This window comes from Microbacterium kribbense, assembly GCF_039537285.1.
Lineage (GTDB): Bacteria > Actinomycetota > Actinomycetes > Actinomycetales > Microbacteriaceae > Microbacterium > Microbacterium kribbense.
In genome coordinates this window covers 47263-65021 of the sequence record NZ_BAABAF010000007.1, presented here as the reverse complement: position 1 = coordinate 65021, position 17759 = coordinate 47263, and the positions used below count along the sequence as shown (strand labels likewise).

The 17759-nt window shown below is 72.5% G+C and carries 14 protein-coding genes; 5 read left to right on the top strand and 9 right to left on the bottom strand.

Annotated elements, in window-relative coordinates:
- Entirely contained in the window at nucleotides 1-1278 is a 1278-nt protein-coding gene (locus ABD705_RS09755; protein ID WP_344783015.1) for a DUF4921 family protein, read from the bottom strand.
- Entirely contained in the window at nucleotides 1275-2186 is a 912-nt protein-coding gene (locus ABD705_RS09750) for an NYN domain-containing protein (RefSeq protein ID WP_344783013.1), read from the bottom strand. The genes ABD705_RS09755 and ABD705_RS09750 overlap by 4 nt, the downstream gene beginning before the upstream one ends.
- A gap of 35 nt (nucleotides 2187-2221) precedes the next feature.
- Here ABD705_RS09750 and ABD705_RS09745 point away from each other — a divergent pair, with 35 nt between their 5' ends.
- On the top strand, nucleotides 2222-2626 hold the full coding sequence (locus tag ABD705_RS09745) for a PLDc N-terminal domain-containing protein (RefSeq protein ID WP_344783011.1): 405 nt from the start codon (nucleotides 2222-2224) through the stop codon (nucleotides 2624-2626).
- Here the strand turns inward: ABD705_RS09745 and ABD705_RS09740 are convergent.
- Both ABD705_RS09740 and ABD705_RS09735 read right to left on the bottom strand, forming a co-directional pair.
- Complete coding sequence (locus tag ABD705_RS09740; protein ID WP_344783009.1) at nucleotides 2602-3591, bottom strand: Gfo/Idh/MocA family protein; 990 nt, start codon at nucleotides 3589-3591, stop codon at nucleotides 2602-2604. The genes ABD705_RS09745 and ABD705_RS09740 overlap by 25 nt on opposite strands.
- Nucleotides 3588-4916 (bottom strand): O-acetylhomoserine aminocarboxypropyltransferase/cysteine synthase family protein, encoded by a 1329-nt coding sequence (locus tag ABD705_RS09735; protein WP_344783007.1) that lies wholly within the window; start codon nucleotides 4914-4916, stop codon nucleotides 3588-3590. The genes ABD705_RS09740 and ABD705_RS09735 overlap by 4 nt, the downstream gene beginning before the upstream one ends.
- Before the next feature lie 118 nt (nucleotides 4917-5034).
- On the opposite strand from ABD705_RS09735, the gene ABD705_RS09730 reads away from it, so the two are divergent.
- Nucleotides 5035-5868: a sulfurtransferase gene (locus ABD705_RS09730; protein WP_344783005.1), complete on the top strand. Its 834-nt coding sequence runs from the start codon at nucleotides 5035-5037 to the stop codon at nucleotides 5866-5868.
- On the opposite strand, the gene ABD705_RS09725 is transcribed toward ABD705_RS09730, so the two are convergent.
- Entirely contained in the window at nucleotides 5869-6810 is a 942-nt protein-coding gene (locus ABD705_RS09725) for a quinone oxidoreductase family protein (protein WP_344783003.1), read from the bottom strand.
- Nucleotides 6811-6838: 28 nt separating this feature from the next.
- Nucleotides 6839-10726 carry an ATP-dependent RNA helicase HrpA gene (hrpA, locus tag ABD705_RS09720; protein WP_344783001.1) on the bottom strand — a complete coding sequence of 1296 codons (3888 nt, stop codon included), beginning with the start codon at nucleotides 10724-10726 and terminating at the stop codon, nucleotides 6839-6841.
- 196 nt (nucleotides 10727-10922) lie between these two features.
- Here hrpA and ABD705_RS09715 point away from each other — a divergent pair, with 196 nt between their 5' ends.
- On the top strand, nucleotides 10923-11759 hold the full coding sequence (locus ABD705_RS09715; RefSeq protein WP_344782999.1) for an aldo/keto reductase: 837 nt from the start codon (nucleotides 10923-10925) through the stop codon (nucleotides 11757-11759).
- A gap of 1 nt (nucleotide 11760) precedes the next feature.
- Entirely contained in the window at nucleotides 11761-13602 is a 1842-nt protein-coding gene (locus tag ABD705_RS09710; RefSeq protein WP_344782997.1) for a thioredoxin domain-containing protein, read from the top strand.
- Nucleotides 13603-13626: 24 nt separating this feature from the next.
- On the opposite strand, the gene ABD705_RS09705 is transcribed toward ABD705_RS09710, so the two are convergent.
- From ABD705_RS09705 to ABD705_RS09695, 3 genes are read right to left on the bottom strand one after another with little or no spacing between them, the layout of a single operon-like run.
- Nucleotides 13627-14811: a cation:proton antiporter gene (locus ABD705_RS09705; protein ID WP_344782995.1), complete on the bottom strand. Its 1185-nt coding sequence runs from the start codon at nucleotides 14809-14811 to the stop codon at nucleotides 13627-13629.
- 16 nt (nucleotides 14812-14827) lie between these two features.
- Nucleotides 14828-15322, bottom strand: a complete 495-nt coding sequence (locus tag ABD705_RS09700) for a cation:proton antiporter regulatory subunit (protein WP_344782993.1) — start codon at nucleotides 15320-15322, stop codon at nucleotides 14828-14830.
- A gap of 17 nt (nucleotides 15323-15339) precedes the next feature.
- Nucleotides 15340-16887, bottom strand: a complete 1548-nt coding sequence (locus ABD705_RS09695; RefSeq protein WP_344782991.1) for a dolichyl-phosphate-mannose--protein mannosyltransferase — start codon at nucleotides 16885-16887, stop codon at nucleotides 15340-15342.
- 22 nt (nucleotides 16888-16909) lie between these two features.
- Between ABD705_RS09695 and rsmI the strand changes: the two genes are divergently transcribed.
- Complete coding sequence (gene rsmI, locus ABD705_RS09690; protein ID WP_344782989.1) at nucleotides 16910-17731, top strand: 16S rRNA (cytidine(1402)-2'-O)-methyltransferase; 822 nt, start codon at nucleotides 16910-16912, stop codon at nucleotides 17729-17731.
- Nucleotides 17732-17759: the final 28 nt, after the last annotated feature.

The window sequence follows — 17759 nt, the reverse complement described above, 5'->3', positions numbered from 1 at the left end:
TCAGTCCGCGTAACGCAAGCGCGCGTCGGCGGCCGTGCATTCGTCGCCGATGCGGATGCCGTCGGCGATCGTGCCGAGCCCGCGCAGCCGGGTCAGCTCATCGACGGCGCGGGCGCGCAGCGTCCACGGGTCGATCGTGTTGACATAGATGCGGGTGCCGCCCTCGAAGCCGGCCGGATTCGAGATGCGCCATTTCAGCACGATCCGCCATGGCATCGGCCAGGGGGCGTCCAGGGGGCGGTAGTGCCACTCCTCGTTGGTCGGCACGTGCACGCCGGTGGCGGCATGCAGGGCGTGCAGCAGGTCCGAGACCGCCCGCTGCCCGGCGGGGGAGTGCTCGGTGGGATGGTTCGCGGTGCCCGTCGAATACACTTCGAAGGACGGGTAGCGATGCCCCACCCCGGCGAGGGCGACCGCGCCGTCGTTGGCCGCGACGATCAGGTTCTCCTCGACCGACAGGTCGGCGATCGCGTGCTGATACAGCTCCCGGTCCGAGGCGAGCATGTTCAGCTCGCGCTCGATCTGCGGCCCGTACGCGTCGATCGCGACCAGCTGCTTGTGCAGGTGCTCGAAGGATGCCCCGGCCGGCCGCAGCCAGTTCTGGAACACCGACACGTACTTCGCGTGCGGCTGCGCCGCGGCGATCTCGCCGAGAGCGGCGACCGTGAACGACAGATAGGCGGCGTGTTCGTCGGGCGTGAGCACCCCGGCCGAGACCAGATCGTCGTCGGTCGTGGCGCCGTCGCGCACGTGCCGGCGCGCGACGATCACGTCGTGCGAGCCCCCGACCAGGTCCAGCGCCGCCTCTTCCAGGCTCTGCGGGATGCCCGAGGACGCGGCCCGGATCGCGGCGATCTTCTCGATGTGCGCCCGCCCCTGCGGGTCGGCCAAGTATGCGCCGGCCCAGTCGACGACGGATGCCGGTGGCCGGAACCCGTAGTTCTCCCGCCAGTACTCGGCCGAGACGATCTCGAACAGGTTGCCGAACCGGCGGAACTCGGCGACGGTGTCGCCCAGGGCGCTGGCCATCAGGTGCGACAGGCGCGCATGATCGGGTCCGACCAGGCGGTCCTTCTCCGGCGTCGTCTCCAGATACCGGTCCGAGCAGAACGCGCACAGCCGGGTGCGCTCGCCGCACGCCAGCGGGTGCGGCTCGTCGCGGGCCGGTGCCAGCGGCCGGTTCGCCCGCCCGGGCACCGTCCACACCCGGGTGCCGGTGAGCGGACCGATCTGCTTGACCGTGCCGTCGGGGAGCCGCCGCAGTGCCGGGTCGGTCACGACCGGGCCGGCTGCAGGCGCACCGTCACGATGTTGGTCGATTCGTCGAGCTCGGCCACCTCAGGATGCGACTTGACGAAGTCGGAGAACGAGCGATGCCCGAGCGCCTTCTCGCTGAAGGACGGGTCCATCCGCTTGAGCAGGTTCTTCACGGCCGACAGGTGCACCCACTCGTCGTCGGTGCGCACGTGCTCGAGCTTCAGCGCGCGCTCCAGCAGTTCGCCCGAGGCGACCTGCTCCTGCTCGTGCTCCTTGTCCTCCTGCTTCTGCTTCTTCCTGCGGGTGCGGGCCGCGGGAGCGGCATCCGAGACCTCCTCCGCCGCCGGCGCCGGCGCCGGGGTGACGGTGATGCCCGGCAGCGAGTCGTAGGAGTCGAATTGGTCGCATGCGGCGGCCAGCGATTTCGCCGTCGACCCGGCCACGCCCACGCCCACCACGAACCGACCCAGCCGCTTGCAGCGCTGCGCGAGGGGCACGTAGTCGGAGTCGCCGGCGGCGATCACCACGTGCGTCAGATCGGGCAGTCGGAACATGTCCTCGACGGTGTCCACGGCAAGGCGGATGTCGGCCCCGTTCTTCGCATAGGCGGCGGCGGGGAACAGCTGCACCAGGTCGACGGCGCGCGCGACCAGCTGGGAGCGGTACTGCGCGTTGACGGGGCTGGACCAGTCCGCGTAGGCACGGGTGAGCACCAGCGTGCCGAACGAGGCGGCGTAGTCGATGATGGCGCCCACGTCGATCGTGGCCTCGGCGAGCCGCTGCGCGATCTCGGGGTCGGTCGGGTCGGCCGAGATGCGCTGTCGGTCGTGCGAATACGAATTGCGCCCGTGGACCCGGTCGTACCACGACATCACGATGTTGTCGAAGTCGAGGTAGACGGCCACGCGGGCGTCGGAGGAACTGGTCATGCCCCCAGTCTCGCAGGTCGCTCTATGCTCGTGTCATGCCCTTTCTGTTCTCGCTCCTGGTGATCGCGGCGATGGTCTTCGCCGTCGTCGACATCATCACGCGTGATGATTCGCAGATCCGGTACATGCCCAAACTGCTCTGGCTGCTGGTGGTGATCCTGCTCTCGCTGCTCGGGGTGATCCTGTGGTTCGTGCTCGGCCGGGAGTATCCGCAACGGGGAGCGGGCGCGGAGCGGCCGGTGCGCGCGGCGCGGCCGACGCCGCGGCGCACGCAGCGTTCCGCCGCCCCGACGGCGTCGCCGTCGCCTGCGGGCGACCCGCGCAGCACCGAGCAGCAGCTGGCCGATCTGGAGCGCGAGATCGAAGAGGAGCGGCTGCGGGCCGAGCTGCGCCGCCGCCAGTCCGGCACCGACTCTCAGTCCGGGTCGTCCGCCGGGTAGCGCACGCCGATCTGCGCGCGCACCGCATCGAGGGTGCGCATGATGGCCACGGTCTCGGCGATGGGCAGGATGTCGCTGTCGCGGCCGCCGGCGGCGAGGATCCGCTCTGCCGCCAGCGCCTGGTACTGCATGCCGCGGCCGTCCACTTGCGAGGCGTACTCTTCGGTGACCGTGCCGCCTGGCGCGGCGACCCGGAACGAGGTCGGGCTGTACCAGACCCGGTCGATGTCGATGCGACCGCTCGTGCCGACGATGTGCGCCGTGGTGGGGCCGGCGCCGCGCGAGGACGACAGCGTCGTGGAGATCGCCCCGTCCGCGTGCGTGAACACGGTGCCGACCTCGGTGTCGGCGCCGGTGGCGCCCAGCCGCGCCTGGGCGCTGATCTGCACCGGCTCGCCCAGGACGTCCCAGGCCAACGAGATCGGATAGACGCCGAGGTCCAGCAGCGCCCCGCCGCCCAGGTCGAGGGCGTTCAGCCGGTGCGCGGGGTCGGTCGGCAGGCTCTGCGTGTGGTCGGCGGACACGGCGCGCACCTCGCCGATCACGCCGGCGTCCAGGATCTCGTGGATGCGGCGCATGTGCGGCAGGTACCGCGTCCACATCGCCTCCATGGCCAGCAGGCCCGCCGCGGCCGCAGCCTCCTGCACCTGCTGGGCCTGGTGCGCGGTGAGGGCGAACGGCTTCTCCACCAGCACGTGCTTGCCGTGCGCCAGGCACAGCAGCGCATCGGCGGCGTGCATCGGGTGCGGCGTCGCGATGTAGACGATGTCGACCTCGGGGTCGGCGGCCAGCTGCTCGTACGAGCCGTGCGCGCGCGGGATGTCGAACTGCCGGGCGAACTCGGCGGCGGCCCCGGCCCGGCGCGATCCGACCGCCTGCACGTCCAGTCCGGCGGTGCGCAGGTCGGAGGTGAAGGCGTGCGCGATGCCGCCCGTGGCGAGGATGCCCCAGCGAAGTCCGGTCATGACTGACAGACTAGAGCCAGTGCCCGATCCAGATCCGCGATGATGTCGGCGGGGTCCTCCAGCCCGATCGACAGGCGTACGGTCGTATCCGTGATGCCGGCGGCCGCCAGCTGCGGTGCCGACAGATGCGAGTGCGTCATCGAGGCCGGGTGCGTGACGATGCTGCGTGCGTCGCCGATGTTGGCCAGCAGCCGCAGCACCTGCAGGGCCGAGATGAACGTCTCGACGCGGTCGAAGTCGGCCCGCGGGTCGCCGGTGGAGTGCAGATCGATCGAGAACACCGACGCCGCCCCGCGGGGCAGATAGGTGCGCGCCGCCCGGTGCCAGGCGTTGCCCGGGAGCGCCGGGTGGTGCACCGTGGCCACGGCCGGGTGGGTGGCCAGGTGTTCGGCCACCTGCCGGGCCGATGCGCTGTGGCGCTGCATCCGCAGGTCCAGGGTCTCCAGGCCCTGCAGCAGAGCGAATGCGCTGCTGGCGGGCAGGCTCGGACCCAGGTCGTGCAGGTACTTCGCCTTGATCAGGGCGATCAGGGGCGACGAATCGGCGAAGCGGTCGGCCAGGCTCGTGCCGGGCACCCGGCGGGATGGCTCGGTCAGAGCGGGCCAGCGCTGCGGGTCGGCCGTGAAGTCGAACGTGCCCAGGTCGACGATCGCCCCGCCCAGCACGGTGCCGTGCCCGCCGATGAACTTGGTCGCCGAGTGCACGCTGACGTCGGCGCCGAACTCTTTCGGCCGCTGCAGGTAGGGCGTCGCGATGGTGTTGTCCACCACCAGCGGCACCCCGGCCGCGTGGGCGGCGCCGGCGACGGCAGTGACATCCAGCACCTGCGCGAGCGGGTTGGCGACCGTCTCGGCGAAGAACACGCGGGTCTCCTCGCGCACGGCGGCCCGCCAGCCGGCGATGTCGTCCTGGTCGACGAAGGTCGTGGCGATGCCCCAGTCGGGCAGGGTGTCTTCGAGCAGATCGATCGTGCCGCCGTACAGCTGCGTCGCCGCGACGATGTGCCCGCCGCGTCCGCACAGCGCCAGCAGGGTCAGCGCGACGGCCGCCTGGCCGGAGGCGAGGCCCACCGCGGCGACTCCGTCCTCCAGCGCCGCGATGCGCTGCTCGAACACGGCCACGGTCGGATTCGCGGTGCGCGAATACACGTCGCCGTCCACCCGGTGCGCGAACAGGTCGCGGGCGTGCGCGAGCGAGGTGAATTCGAACGCATTGGACTGGTAGATCGGGGGCACCGCCGCCGCCGGGGCCGTCGCCGCCGAGAATCCGGCCTGCACCTGCAGGGTCGCGAACGAACGGGACGGACGGTCGGCGGATTCGGACATGGCCCCATTGTCCTCGGCGCCGGCGGCCGGCGCGGTGGTGTGTGTCGAAGTATTGCGGCCAGGGGCCCGAGCGGCCCGTCCGGTCTGGGCGACGCGCCGCAGCGGGCAAAATGGAGACATGGCGCTTCTGATCGACCCGAACCAACTCTCCGAACTGCTTGCCGGCCCCGCCGCGGTGCGGGTGCTCGACGTGCGGTGGCGGCTGGACCGTCCCGACGGCCTGCCCGCGTATCTGGACGGGCACCTGCCCGGCGCCGTGTACGTCGACCTCGACTACGACCTGGCCGAGCAGCGCGCCCCGCAGGACGGCCGGCATCCGCTGCCCTCGCTGCCGGTGCTGCAGGCGGCGGCGCAGCGCTGGGGACTGAACGAGGGCGAGATCGTCGTGACCTACGACGACTGGGGCTCGATGGGCGCCTCGCGCGCCTGGTGGCTGCTGCGCGGTGCGGGCGTGGCCGACGTGCGCGTGCTCGATGGCGGGCTGCGCAGCTGGGTGGACGCGGGGCTGCCGATCGAGCACGGCGCCGTGCTGCCGCCGGAGGGCGATGTCGTGCTGCACGAGATCACCGCCGGGGTGGCCGACATCGATCAGGCGGCCGCGTGGCCGGACCACGGCGTGCTGCTGGACGTGCGGGCGGCCGATCGGTACCGCGGCCAGACCGAGTCGATCGATCCGCAGGCCGGGCACATCCCCGGTGCGGTCAACCTCCCCGGCACCGAGCAGCTGCACCGGGGCCGGTTCCGCGACGTCGACACGCTGCGGGCGGGATTCGCCGACGCCGGCGTCACCGCCGGCACGCCGGTGGCGGCATACTGCGGGTCGGGCATCACCGCCGCCCGCACCGCGCTGGCGGGGGCGCTGGCGGGAATCGACGTGACCGTCTATCCCGGCTCCTGGAGCCAGTGGTCGAACTCGCCGGGCCGGCCGGTGGCCACCGGCGACCAGCCCTGATCAGGGCGTGAGGGTGATCTTCCCGTCCACTCCTGCCGCCAGGACCCGGTGCGCCTCGGCGGCCTCGGCCAGCGGGAAGGACGGGCCCAGCTCGACGCTGAACCGTCCGGCGGCCATCAGCGCGAGGGTGACCGGCATCGCCTCGGCGCGCAGCGCCACGGCGCGCGGCGGCAGCGGGTCGGGAGAGCCCCCCAGGAACGCGCGGATGCCCAGGGATGCGGCATCCTTGCCGCGCACCAGTGTGATGATGCGGCCGCGATCGGGCACCAGGTGCAGCGACACGTCGATGGCCTCGTCGGTGCCGGCGATGTCGATGACGCCGTGCACGCCCGCGGGCGCCGCCCGCCGGACGCGGTCTTCCAGCCCCGTGCCGTAGGCGATCGGGATCGCCCCGAGCCGGCGCAGCCGCTCGTGCCGGCGTGGCGAGGCGGTCGCGATGACGGCGATGCCCCACAGCACGGCGAACTGCACGACCGCCTGTCCGACCGCCCCCGAGCCGCCGTGCACGAGCAGGGTGTCGCCGGGGCGCACCCCCAGCGCGCGCAGGGTCTGATACGCGGTGCCGGCGGGCACCCCCAGCGCGGCGCCTTCGGCGGCCGAGACCTGGGGCGGGCGCGGCTGCACGTGCGCGGCAGGCACGGTCAGCTCGCTCGCGTAGGCGCCGAGCGAGTCGAAGACGATGACCTCATCGCCGGCGCGCAGATCTGCCACGCCGGCGCCGACGGCGGTGACCCGGCCGGCGGCGTCCCGGCCCACCCGGCGCGGCGCCGTGATGGGGCCGCTCGGGCGCGACCCCGAGCGCAGCTTCGCGTCGAGCGGATTGACACCCGCCGCGGCCACGGCGACGGTGACCTCGCCCGGGCCGGGCGCCGGCGAGGCGACCTCGCGCAGCGTCAGCACGTCGGGTCCGCCGAACTCGGTGTATTCGATCACGTGTGCCATGTGGGCTGAACCTCCTGGTGTCGATGGGCTATTGCCCGCGCAGCACCTTGCCGATGCGCTGCGGCGAGACGGACTCGATCGTGCCGAGGGACTGCGCGAACAGACTCACCCGGTACTCCTCCAGCATCCACCGTGCGTGCACCAGATGCGCGGGTGCGTCGGGTGCCGGCGGGATGCCGCCGCCGGCTTCAGCGTAGGCGGCGGCGGCGCGCTCGTATTCGGTCAGGCGCTGGCGGTCGCGGCCGGGCGCGTCGGGCAGCGCCTGCAGGCGCAGCTGCGCACCGCGCAGGTAGCGCGGCAGCTGCGCGAGTCGGGCCGTACCGGTGCGTGCGACGAATCCGGGGAAGACCAGACCCGCCACCTGCGCCTTGACGTCGCCGAGCGCGGCGAGCAGGGTCAGTGCATTGGTGGCCTGCACGAGGCGCTGCACGTCGCGGGCGGCGGTGAGGATCTTCGCCAGCAGCGACACGGCGGAGAACAGCTCATCGACGACTGCGCCGGCGAACGCGTCGCGCGCCTGTTCGAACGCGGCACGGGTGCGGATCGCGCCGTCCGGGTGCACGCGCTCGATCACGGCATCGGCGACGGCGACGCGGCAGTCCTCGATCGCCGTGCGCGCCGAAGGATAGGGGGATGCCGCCAGGGCCAGCTTCTCGGGTGCGGTCAGGTGGTTCAGCACATAGTCGGCCGGGCTCGGCGTGGACAGCAGGATCAGCCGCCGCACGCCGGCGCGGGTGGCCGCTGCGGCCGCTTCGGGGGTCGCTTCGATGCGCAGCGACACCGTCGCGCCGTCGTCGGTCAGCGCGGGGTAGCCGCGCACCACGCCGCCGGGCACCTTCGAGTCGACCACGTCGGGGATCGACTCGAGGTCCCACGTCGTCAGGCCACCCCGCTCGGTCGTGGCCGGCCCCGGTGCGGGTGCATGCAACGGGTGCGCGTGCGACGCGGGTGCATGCGGCGCGGGGTTGCGCGGGCCGCGCGCCGGTCCGCTCAGCGACCGGGTCACCGCTTCGCGGGAGTCCTCGGCCAGCCGGGCCTGCAGCGCGGCCAGGTCGCGATCCGCGCCCGCCGGCCGCCCGCGCCGATCGATGGCGCGGAACGAGATCTGCAGGTGGCCGGGCACGCGCGCCATGTCGAAGTCGGCGACGGCGACCGGCTGACCGGCGACGCGTCGGATGCGGCCGGCCAGCGCCTCGCGCAGCGTCATCGGCGGCATCCCGTCGTGCGATTCCGGCCCCTGCCCTGCCAGTTCTTCGCCCAACCGGGCCGCCCAGTCCGCCGCCGGCACGACGGTGCGGCGGATCGCCTTGGGCAGTGACCGGATCAGTGCGGCGATGAGTTCGTCGCGCAGGCCCGGGACCTGCCAGTCGAATCCGTCCGGGCGCAGCTGGGCCAACAGCGCCAGCGGCACCACCGCCGTGACGCCGTCGTCGGGCGCGCCGGGCTCGAACCGGTAGGCCAGCGACAGCACCTGGTCGCCCTGCGTCCACCTGGTCGGAAAGTCGCGCTCGTCGGCGCGGGCGGCATCGCCGGCCAGGTCGGCCTCGCTCATGTCGAGCAGGCGCGGTGTGCGCGCACTGGTCTCGCGCCACCAGCTCGTGAACGAGCGCACGTCGAACACGTCGCGCGGCAGGCGCGCGTCGTAGAACGCGAACACCGCTTCGTCCCCGGCGAGGATGTCGCGGCGGCGTTCTCGCTCTTCCACCTTCTCGAGGCGGTGCCGCAGGTCGGTGTTGCGCCGGTCGAACGCCGTCAGCCGCTTGTCCAGGTGCGAGATGTCCCATTCGCCGTCGACCAGCCCGTGCCGCAGGAACAGCTCACGGGCCAGCGGGCGGTCGATGCGCGCCAGCTGCACGCGACGGCGCGGGATGATCTCGACCCCGAACAGGGTGACCTTCTCGGCGGCGACGGCGGCGCCGGCATCCTTCGACCAGTGCGGATCGCTGAGGGTGCGCTTCGCGAGATCGCCGGCCAGCGGCTCGGCCCAGGCCGGGTCGATGGCCGCGACGGTGCGCGCATACAGCCGGCTGGTCTCGACCAGTTCCGCGGCCATCACCGCCTCGGGGCGCTTCTTGCGCAGCGCCGAGCCGGGGAAGATAGTGAACCGCGCGCCGCGCGCGCCGATGTAGCCCGCGGCGGCGGCCCGCTTCGGGTGCTTCGGGTCGACCTTGACCGTGCGGGTGTCGAGGACGCCGAGGTGCGAGAGCAGACCGGACAGGATCGCCTGGTGGACGGCATCCGGGGCGGCGGCGGCCGGTTCTTCGTGCCTGTCGGCCTTGAGCAGCGAGCGCAGCTGGCGGTGCACGTCGAACCATTCCCGCACGCGCACGTAGTTCAGGTGCTCGGCCCGGCAGGTGCGTCGGAAGGCGCTGGAGCCGAGCTCGCGCTGCAGCTGCTGCAGGTGGTTCCACAGGTTCAGCAGGCTGAGGAAGTCGCTGGTCGGGTCCGTGAACCGGGCGTGCAGCCGGTCGGCGGCCTCGCGCTGGGCCTCCGGCCGCTCGCGCACGTCGGGGATGGACAGGCCCGCCACGATCGCCTGCACTTCGGCGAGCACGCCGGTGCGGCGTGCCTCGATCAGCATGCGGGCGAACCGGGGGTCGATGGGCAGCCGGGCCAGTTCCCGGCCGCGGTCGGTGAGTGCGGGGTGCTCGCGCTGCCGGGTGACGGCACCGAGCTCGACGAGCAGGTCGAACGCGGCCTTGACGCTGCGCGAGTCGGGGGGCGTCAGGAACGGGAACTCGGCGATGTCGCCGAAGCCGAGCGAGAGCATCTGCAGCACCACCGAGGCGAGGCCCGTGCGCAGCACCTCGGGTTCGGTGTACTCGGGTCGCGATGCGAAGTCCTCTTCGGAGTAGAGGCGGATCGCGACGCCGGGAGCGGTGCGGCCGGCGCGCCCGGAGCGCTGCTGGGCGGATGCCTGTGAGATGGCCTCGATCGGCAGCCGCTGGATCTTGCTGCGGCTGCTGTAGCGCGAGATGCGGGCCGTGCCGGAGTCGACGACATAGCGGATGCCCGGAACGGTCAGGCTCGTCTCGGCGACGTTGGTCGCCAGGATGATCCGCCGGCGCACGCCGCGCACCGTCGACGGCTCGAACACGCGATGCTGCTCGGCCGACGAGAGCCGCCCGTACAGCGGCAGCACCTCGGTGGGCGCGGCATCGTGCGCGTACATGCCGCGGACGGCATCCGTCGCGTCGCGGATCTCGGCCTCGCCCGGCAGGAAGACGAGCACATCGCCGGCCGGCTCGCGGTCGAGCTCGCGCAGCGCGCCGACCAGGCCCTCGAGGTCGTCCTCCTCGTCGTCGTGGAGCGGATCGCGATAGCGGATCTCGACCGGGTAGGTGCGGCCCGAGACCTCGATGATGGGGGCGGGCGTGCCGTCCGGCTCGGCGAAGTGGGCGGCGAAGCTGGCCGGGTCGATCGTGGCCGAGGTGATGATCACCTTCAGATCGGGGCGTCGCGGCAGGATGCGGCGCAGGTAGCCGATCAGGAAGTCCACGTTCAGCGATCGCTCGTGGGCCTCGTCGACGATGATCGTGTCGTAGCGGCGCAGCAGCCGGTCGCGGTGGATTTCGTTGAGCAGGATGCCGTCGGTCATCAGCGCGACGCGGGTCTCGTCGGTGACCTTGTCGGTGAAGCGCACCTTGTAGCCGACGGTGGTGCCCAGCGGCACCTGCAGCTCGTGCGCGATGCGCTCGCCGATGCTGCGGGCCGCGATGCGGCGCGGCTGGGTGTGTGCGATCCTGCTGCGGCCGAGCTCGAGGCAGATCTTGGGCAGCTGCGTGGTCTTGCCCGAACCGGTGGCGCCGGCGACGATCACGACCTGGTGTTCGGCGATCGCGCGCGCGATCTCGGCCCGCGCGGCGCTGACAGGCAGCTCCGGCGGGTAGGTGATGACGGGTTCGGGCGCGGACACAGCCCTCGATCGTATCGCGGCCAGGTGTCGAACCCGCCGTCCCGGCGAAGTTCGCCGACGGCGCGGGCGCGTGCTGCACTCGGCACAGGGGTGACGCGAGTGCTGGTCTGCCCCGGGTTCGCTGCAACCCGGCGACCTCGGACGGCGCGATGAGCGGGCCGGCGCACGCGGCGCCGGCGACTCCTAGGCTGGGGGCATGACGGTTTCCCGCATCACGCTCAACGATGGCAGCACGATCCCGCAGCTGGGCTACGGCACTTTCAAGGTGCCGCCCGCCGACGCGCAGCGGGCGGTGTCCGAAGCCCTCGAGCTGGGCTACCGGCACATCGACACGGCCGCGATCTACGGCAACGAGCAGGGCGTGGGCGCGGCGCTGGCCGCCAGCGGCATCCCGCGCGACGAGCTGTACATCACCACCAAGCTGTGGAACGACCGGCACGACGGCGACCAGCCGCGCGCCGCGATCGGCGAGAGCCTCGACAGGCTCGGCCTCGATCACGTCGACCTGTACCTGATCCACTGGCCGACGCCCGCTGCCGACAACTACCTGCACGCCTGGCAGGAGCTCATCCACCTGCGCGCGGCGGGCCTTGCCCGCAGCATCGGGGTCTCCAACTTCCTGGTGCCGCACCTGGAGAAGATCGTCACCGCCACCGGCGTCGTCCCCGCCGTGGACCAGATCGAGCTGCACCCCGCGCATCAGCAGCCGGCCGTCACCGCCTGGGCCGCCGCCCACGACATCCGGATCGAGGCCTGGGGCCCGCTCGGCCAGGGCAAGTACGACCTGTTCGGCGCGCCCGCTGTCTCCGCCGCCGCTGCCGCGCACGGCAAGACGCCGGCGCAGGCCGTCATCCGCTGGCACCTGCAGCACGGCCGCATCCTGTTCCCCAAATCAGTGCACCGGGAGCGTCTGGCCGAGAACTTCGCCGTCTTCGACTTCACCCTCACCGACGCCGAGGTCGCCGCGATCGACGCCCTCGAGCCGGGCGACGGGTCGGGGCGGGTCAGCGCACACCCCGATGAAGTGAACTGACATGGCATCGCGACTCGCCGACTCCGCCAGCCCCTATCTGCGCGCCCACGCCGGCAACCCGGTGGCCTGGTACCCGTGGGGCACCGAAGCCTTCGCCGAGGCCGCGCGGCGCGACGTGCCGGTCTTCATCTCGATCGGCTATTCGACCTGCCATTGGTGCCATGTGATGGCGCGGGAGTCGTTCGAGGATGCCGCCACCGCCGCCGTGCTCAACGCGGGCTTCGTCGCGATCAAGGTCGATCGGGAAGAGCACCCCGAGGTCGACGAAGCGTACCTGGCCGCAGCCAGCGCCTTCACCCGGAATCTGGGCTGGCCGTTGTCGGTGTTCGCAACCCCCGGCGGGCACGCGTTCTACGCCGGCACCTACTTTCCGTCTGAGCCGCGGCAGGGGATGACCTCGTTCCGGCAGGTGCTGGCCGCCGTGACCGAGGCGTGGACGGCCCGCCGTGACCAGGTCGAGCAGACCGCGCAGAGCGTCGTGGCCGCCCTGGCGGCGGTGCGTGAGGCCACCACGGCCGCCGACGCGCTGCCGACCGCCGAGGACCTGGGCCGCACGGCCGAACTGGTGCTGGAGCGCGAGGACCGCCAATACGGCGGGTTCGCGCCGGCCGGAGCCGGCATGACGACCCCGAAGTTCCCGATGGTGCCGGTGCTGCGCTTTCTGCAGTCCCCGGCGTTCGCCGACCATGTTCCGGACGTCACCGCCGCCGCACTGCGCGCGCTGCGCGCGATGGCCGCGTCGCCGTTGCACGACGACGTCGACGGCGGGTTCTTCCGCTACGCGACCCGCCGTGACTGGACGATCCCGCACTACGAGCGGATGCTCACCGACAACGCGGGCCTGCTCGAGGTCGCCCTCGACGCCGGCGAGCACGCCATCGCCCGCGGCATCGCCGCGTTCCTGATCGACGTCCTGCAGCAGCCGTCCGGCGGATTCGCCAGCGCGCAGGACTCCGAGTCGCTCATCGACGGCGCCCGCAGCGAAGGCGGCTACTACGCGCAGGATGCCGCCGGGCGCGGCGGCCTGCAGCCCCCGGCGATCGACGGCAAGATCGTCACCGGCTGGAACGGGATGGCCATCGGTGCGCTCGCCCGCGCCGGCGCGCGGCTGGGCGAGACCGCGTTCATCGACGCGGCCCGGCGGGCCGCCGACGCCGTGCTCGAGGTCAACGTCGCGCCGGGCGGCCGGCTGCACCGTGCATCACTGGACGAGATCATCTCACCCGCCCTGGCCACGCTCGAAGACCACGGACTGCTCGCGTCGGGGCTCGTGGCGCTGGCCGCGGCCACCGGCGAGATCGCGTACGCGCAGACCGCGCGCGACCTGGTCGACGCCTGCCTGCTGCAGGGCCCCCGGCCGGCGGCACCCGGCGGCGGCGACCCGGTGCTGGCCGCGCAGGGCGTGGCATCGGCGCCGGCCGTCTCCGACGGCGACCACCCCTCCGGTCCGGCCGCCGTGGCTGACGCCGCCTATGCGCTGTGGCTGATCGGCGCCGGAGGTCGGTATCGGGATGCCGCGGCCTCCGTCGTCCGCACCCACGCCGCACGCGCGCTCGCCGAGCCGACCGCGCACGGCGCGCTGCTGCGGGTCGCCGCCGCGCTGACCGGCGCACCGCGGCAGCTCGTGGTGGTCGGCGGCACGGCGGCCGACCCGCTCACGCGCGCCGCCGGCGGCCAGGCCGCGGATGTGTTCGCGACGGTCACCGCGGCCCAGGCACGGCAGCTGGCCGGCGCCGGATTCACGCTGTTCGAGGGCAAGACCGGCGACATCGCCACCGCCTACGACTGCCGTGACTTCGCGTGCCGGCTGCCGACCACCGACCCGGCCGTGTTCGGCAGCTGACGCGGCAGCCCGCCACCCGGCGCGTCAGCCGGCCGACGGCAGCGGCCGGCTGGCCGTGCGCGTGGTGACCCTGCGGAACCATGCCGTGTCGGACAGGCGCGCCAGCAGCGTCGCGCCGATGACCGTGATGAACACGTAGACGGCGGCCAGTGGCGCCAGTGCCGGCGCGGTGCCCGCGGCGAGTCCCGCGATCACGATCGAGAACTCGCCGCGCGGGGTCAGCCCGATCCCGGCGCGCCACCGGCCCGGCACGCCGATGCCGGCGCGGCGCGCGGCCAGGTAGCCGGTGACGATCTTGGTGGCCATCGTGATGGCGGCCAGGATAAGGCCCGGGATGATCACCGACGGCAGCTCGGTGGCGTCGGTGGCCAGCCCGAAGAACAGGAAGAACACCGCGGCGAACAGATCCCGCAGCGGCGTCAGCACCTCACGGGCGGACTGCGCCACGCGGCCGGACAGCGCGATGCCGACCAGGAACGCCCCGACCGCGGCCGACACGCTGACCTCTTCGGCCAGGCCCGCGACCAGCATCGTCAGGCCGAGCACGCCCAGCAGCAGCGGCTCGGCCAGATCCGGCGTGAACAGGCGGGAGATGAACGGTCCGAACTTCAGCGCCACATACAGGATGATCAGCACCACCGCGACCGCCACCGCGACCCGGATCGAGCCCTGCAGCAGGCTCACCCCGATCACGATCGCCGACACGGTCGGCAGGTAGAACGCCATCGCGAGGTCCTCGATCACCAGGATCGACAGGATGACGGGCGTCTCGCGGTTTCCGATCCGGCCGAGGTCGCGCAGCAGCTTCGCGGCGACCCCCGAGGAGGTGACCCAGCAGATGCCGGCGACGGCGACGGCCGCGGCCGGTCCCCAGCCCAGGATCAGCGCGAAGGCGGCGCCGGGCACGGCGTTGAGCACGGCATCGAGCACACCGGCCGCCTTGGAGCGGCGCATTCCGTGCAGCAGCTCGTCAGCGGAGTACTCCAGCCCCAGCAGCGCCAGCAGCAGGATGACGCCGATCTCGGAGCCGATCGTGAAAAAGCCCTCGCTGGCGTCCATCGGCACCAGACCCCCGGTGCCGAAGGCCAGACCCGCGACCAGATACAGCGGAATGGGGGACAGGCCGAACCGCGCGGCGATCCGGCCGAGCAGGCTCATCGCGAACAGCAGGGCGCCGACCTCGATGAGGACGATCGTGGTATCGGTCATCGGCGCTGTGCGCTGATCACTCGGGGCCGTCGGCCAGAAGCCGGGCTGCGGCATCCAATCCGGGGCGGGTGCCCACCGAGACGATGACATCCCCCTCGTGCAGCATCTCGTCCGGGGTGGGCGAGGCGATCACGCGCCGGTCCCGGATCACCGCCACCACCGAGACATGCGTGCGGGTGCGGGTCTTGGTGTCGCCGAGGGTGCGACCGATGAACGGCGAATCCGAGGGCAGCGCGATCTTGTCGGTGTAGAGCCCGTCGGTCTCTTCGGTCAGCTTGGTGAGGCGGCTGACCGCCAGCGACGCGCTGAACAGGTCGGCCAGCGACTCGGCCTCGTCCTCGCTGATGCGCAGCGACTCCTTGCACGAGTCCGGATCGTCGGCGTCGTACAGCGCCAGCTCACGCTCGCCGTCCCGGTAGCGCACGACCGCGAGACGCCTGCCGCTTTCGGTGATGAGGTCGTGGCGGATGCCGATGCCCGGCAGATCGACCTTCTCAATACGCACGCTCACATCACGAGCGTAGCCGTTCAGATCCAGGTGGGCACCCAGTTGTGCAGCAGCCAGAACCAGTACGGCACCGGCATCCCGACCCATACCGGATACCACAGCGCCGACAGCGCCACGACGACGGCCAGGTAGATCCACACGATCCGCTGGCCGGCCAGGCGCCGGATCCGCCCGTGCCCGGCGGCGATGTCGCGCAGCGCGAAGGTCAGCGCCAGCACGGCGAACGGCGCGATCGCGATCGTGTAGAACTGGAAGATCGTGCGGTCGGGGAACATCAGCCACGGCAGGTACGCCGATCCGACGCCCAGCAGCACGACGGCGTGCCGCCAGTTCCGTCGGAGCACGAACGCGACGACCAGATACACGATCGCCGCCATGCCGCCCCACCACATGAACGGGTTCGGGATCGACGAGATCGACTGCACGCAGCTGCCCGCCCAGGTGCAGCCGGCCTGCCCGACCTGGTCCTGGTGCCAGTACATCGAGGTGGGACGGATCAGCAGCGGCCACTGCCACGCCGGACTCGCATAGCTGTGCGGCGTGGACAGTCCCACGTTGAACGCATAGATGGCCTCGTGATAGATCCACAGGCTCTGCAGCGGCAACGGCACCCAGGCGAACACGCCGGTGGCCGGCGAGACGTCGGCGGCGTGCCGGTCATAGCCACCGTCGGTGGCGAACCACCCGGCCCAGGAGGCGAGGTAGACCGCGAGCGCGACCGGCACGAACAGCACGAAGGATGCCAGGCCCTGGCGCAGCGCGTCCCACGGCCACATCGGCGCTCCGGCGCGGCGGCGTGCCAGGGCATCGGTGATCACGACGTACAGGCCGAGTCCGGCCAGCACGTACAGCCCCGACCATTTCACCGCGGTCGCCGCCCCTGCGGCGGTGCCGGCGGCGACCAGCCAGGGCCGGCCCCACAGCGTGCGCAGGCCGAGCCGGGACAGGCGGTCGAGGTGCCGCTGCCGGTCGAGCACGGCGAACAGGAACGCCAGCACGCTGAAGAAGGTCAGGAAGATGTCGAGCAGGCTCACCCGCGACAGCACGATCCCGAGTCCGGACACGGCCATCAGCAGTCCGGCGACGGCGGCGAACACGGTGGAGCGGGTCAGCCGGTGGGCGAGCAGGTAGACCAGCAGCACTGTGGCCGTGCCCAGCAGCGCCGCGCTGATCCGCCAGCCGGTCGACGAGTCCGGGCCGAAGGCCCACATCCCCACGCCGATGATCCACTTGCCCAGCGGTGGGTGCACGACGAAGCTGCCGGTGCTCAGGAACGCGTCGGTCTTGCCGGTGATGAACCCGGCGTCGGCGTCGCTGGGCCAGTTCGCCGGGAAGCCGAGCACCCACTGGCTCCAGGCATCCTTCACGTAGTAGGTCTCGTCGAAGACCAGCGCGTGCGGATGACCGAGGTTCCACAGCCGGAGGATCCCTGCCAGCAGCGTGACCAGCACCGGGGCCAGCACGTCGATGCGGCGGCTTCGCACGGCCGAGGCGCGCACGCGCGCCGCCCAGCGGTCCAGGTGCGAAGGCGCGGCCTCGGACAGCAGCACGTCCGCCGTCCCAGTCACCGTCCCAGCCTATGCTGGGGCGGTGATCATCCTTGCGGCCACGCCCATCGGAAATCTGGGCGATGCCTCGCGCCGGCTCATCGAGGCGCTCGAGCAGGCCACCACGATCGCCGCCGAAGACACCCGCACGGCGCAGCGGCTGCTGGCGGCGCTGCACATCGCGAACCGGCCGCGCCTGATCGCCCTGCACGACCACAACGAGAAGCAGAAGGCCGCGGAGCTCGTCGCGGCGGCCCGGGACGAGGATCTGCTGGTGCTCAGCGACGCCGGCATGCCCACCGTCAGCGATCCCGGCTACGGCCTGGTCGCCGAGGCGGCGGCGCAGGGCGTGACCGTGACCGCGCTGCCGGGCCCCAGCGCGGTGATCACGGCGCTGGCGGTGGCGGGACTGCCCACCGACCGCTTCACCTTCGAGGGATTCCTGCCCCGCAGGCCGGGGGAGCGCCGCGCGGCGCTGGCGGCGCTTTCCGCCGAGGCGCGCACCATGGTCTTCTTCGAGGCGCCCTCGCGCGTGGCACCGACCCTCGCCGACATGGCGGCCGCATGGGGCGCCGACCGGCGTGCGGCGGTGTGCCGCGAGCTGACCAAGCTGCACGAGGAGGTCGTGCGCGGCACGCTGGCAGAGCTTGCCTACTGGGCGGCGGCCGGTGTGCGCGGCGAGCTGGTCGTGGTCGTCGGCGGCGCGGCGCCGCGGCGCATCGCGTTAGGCGATGCCGTCACCGAGGTGCTCGATCTGGCCCGCACCGGCCTCCGGCTCAAGGACGCCGTGGCCGAGGTGTCCGGCCTGACCGGCCACTCCAGCCGCGAGCTGTATCAGGCGGCCCTGGCCGTCAAGAACGGCTGAGGCCGCACCGGCGGGTGCGATCGCCTGG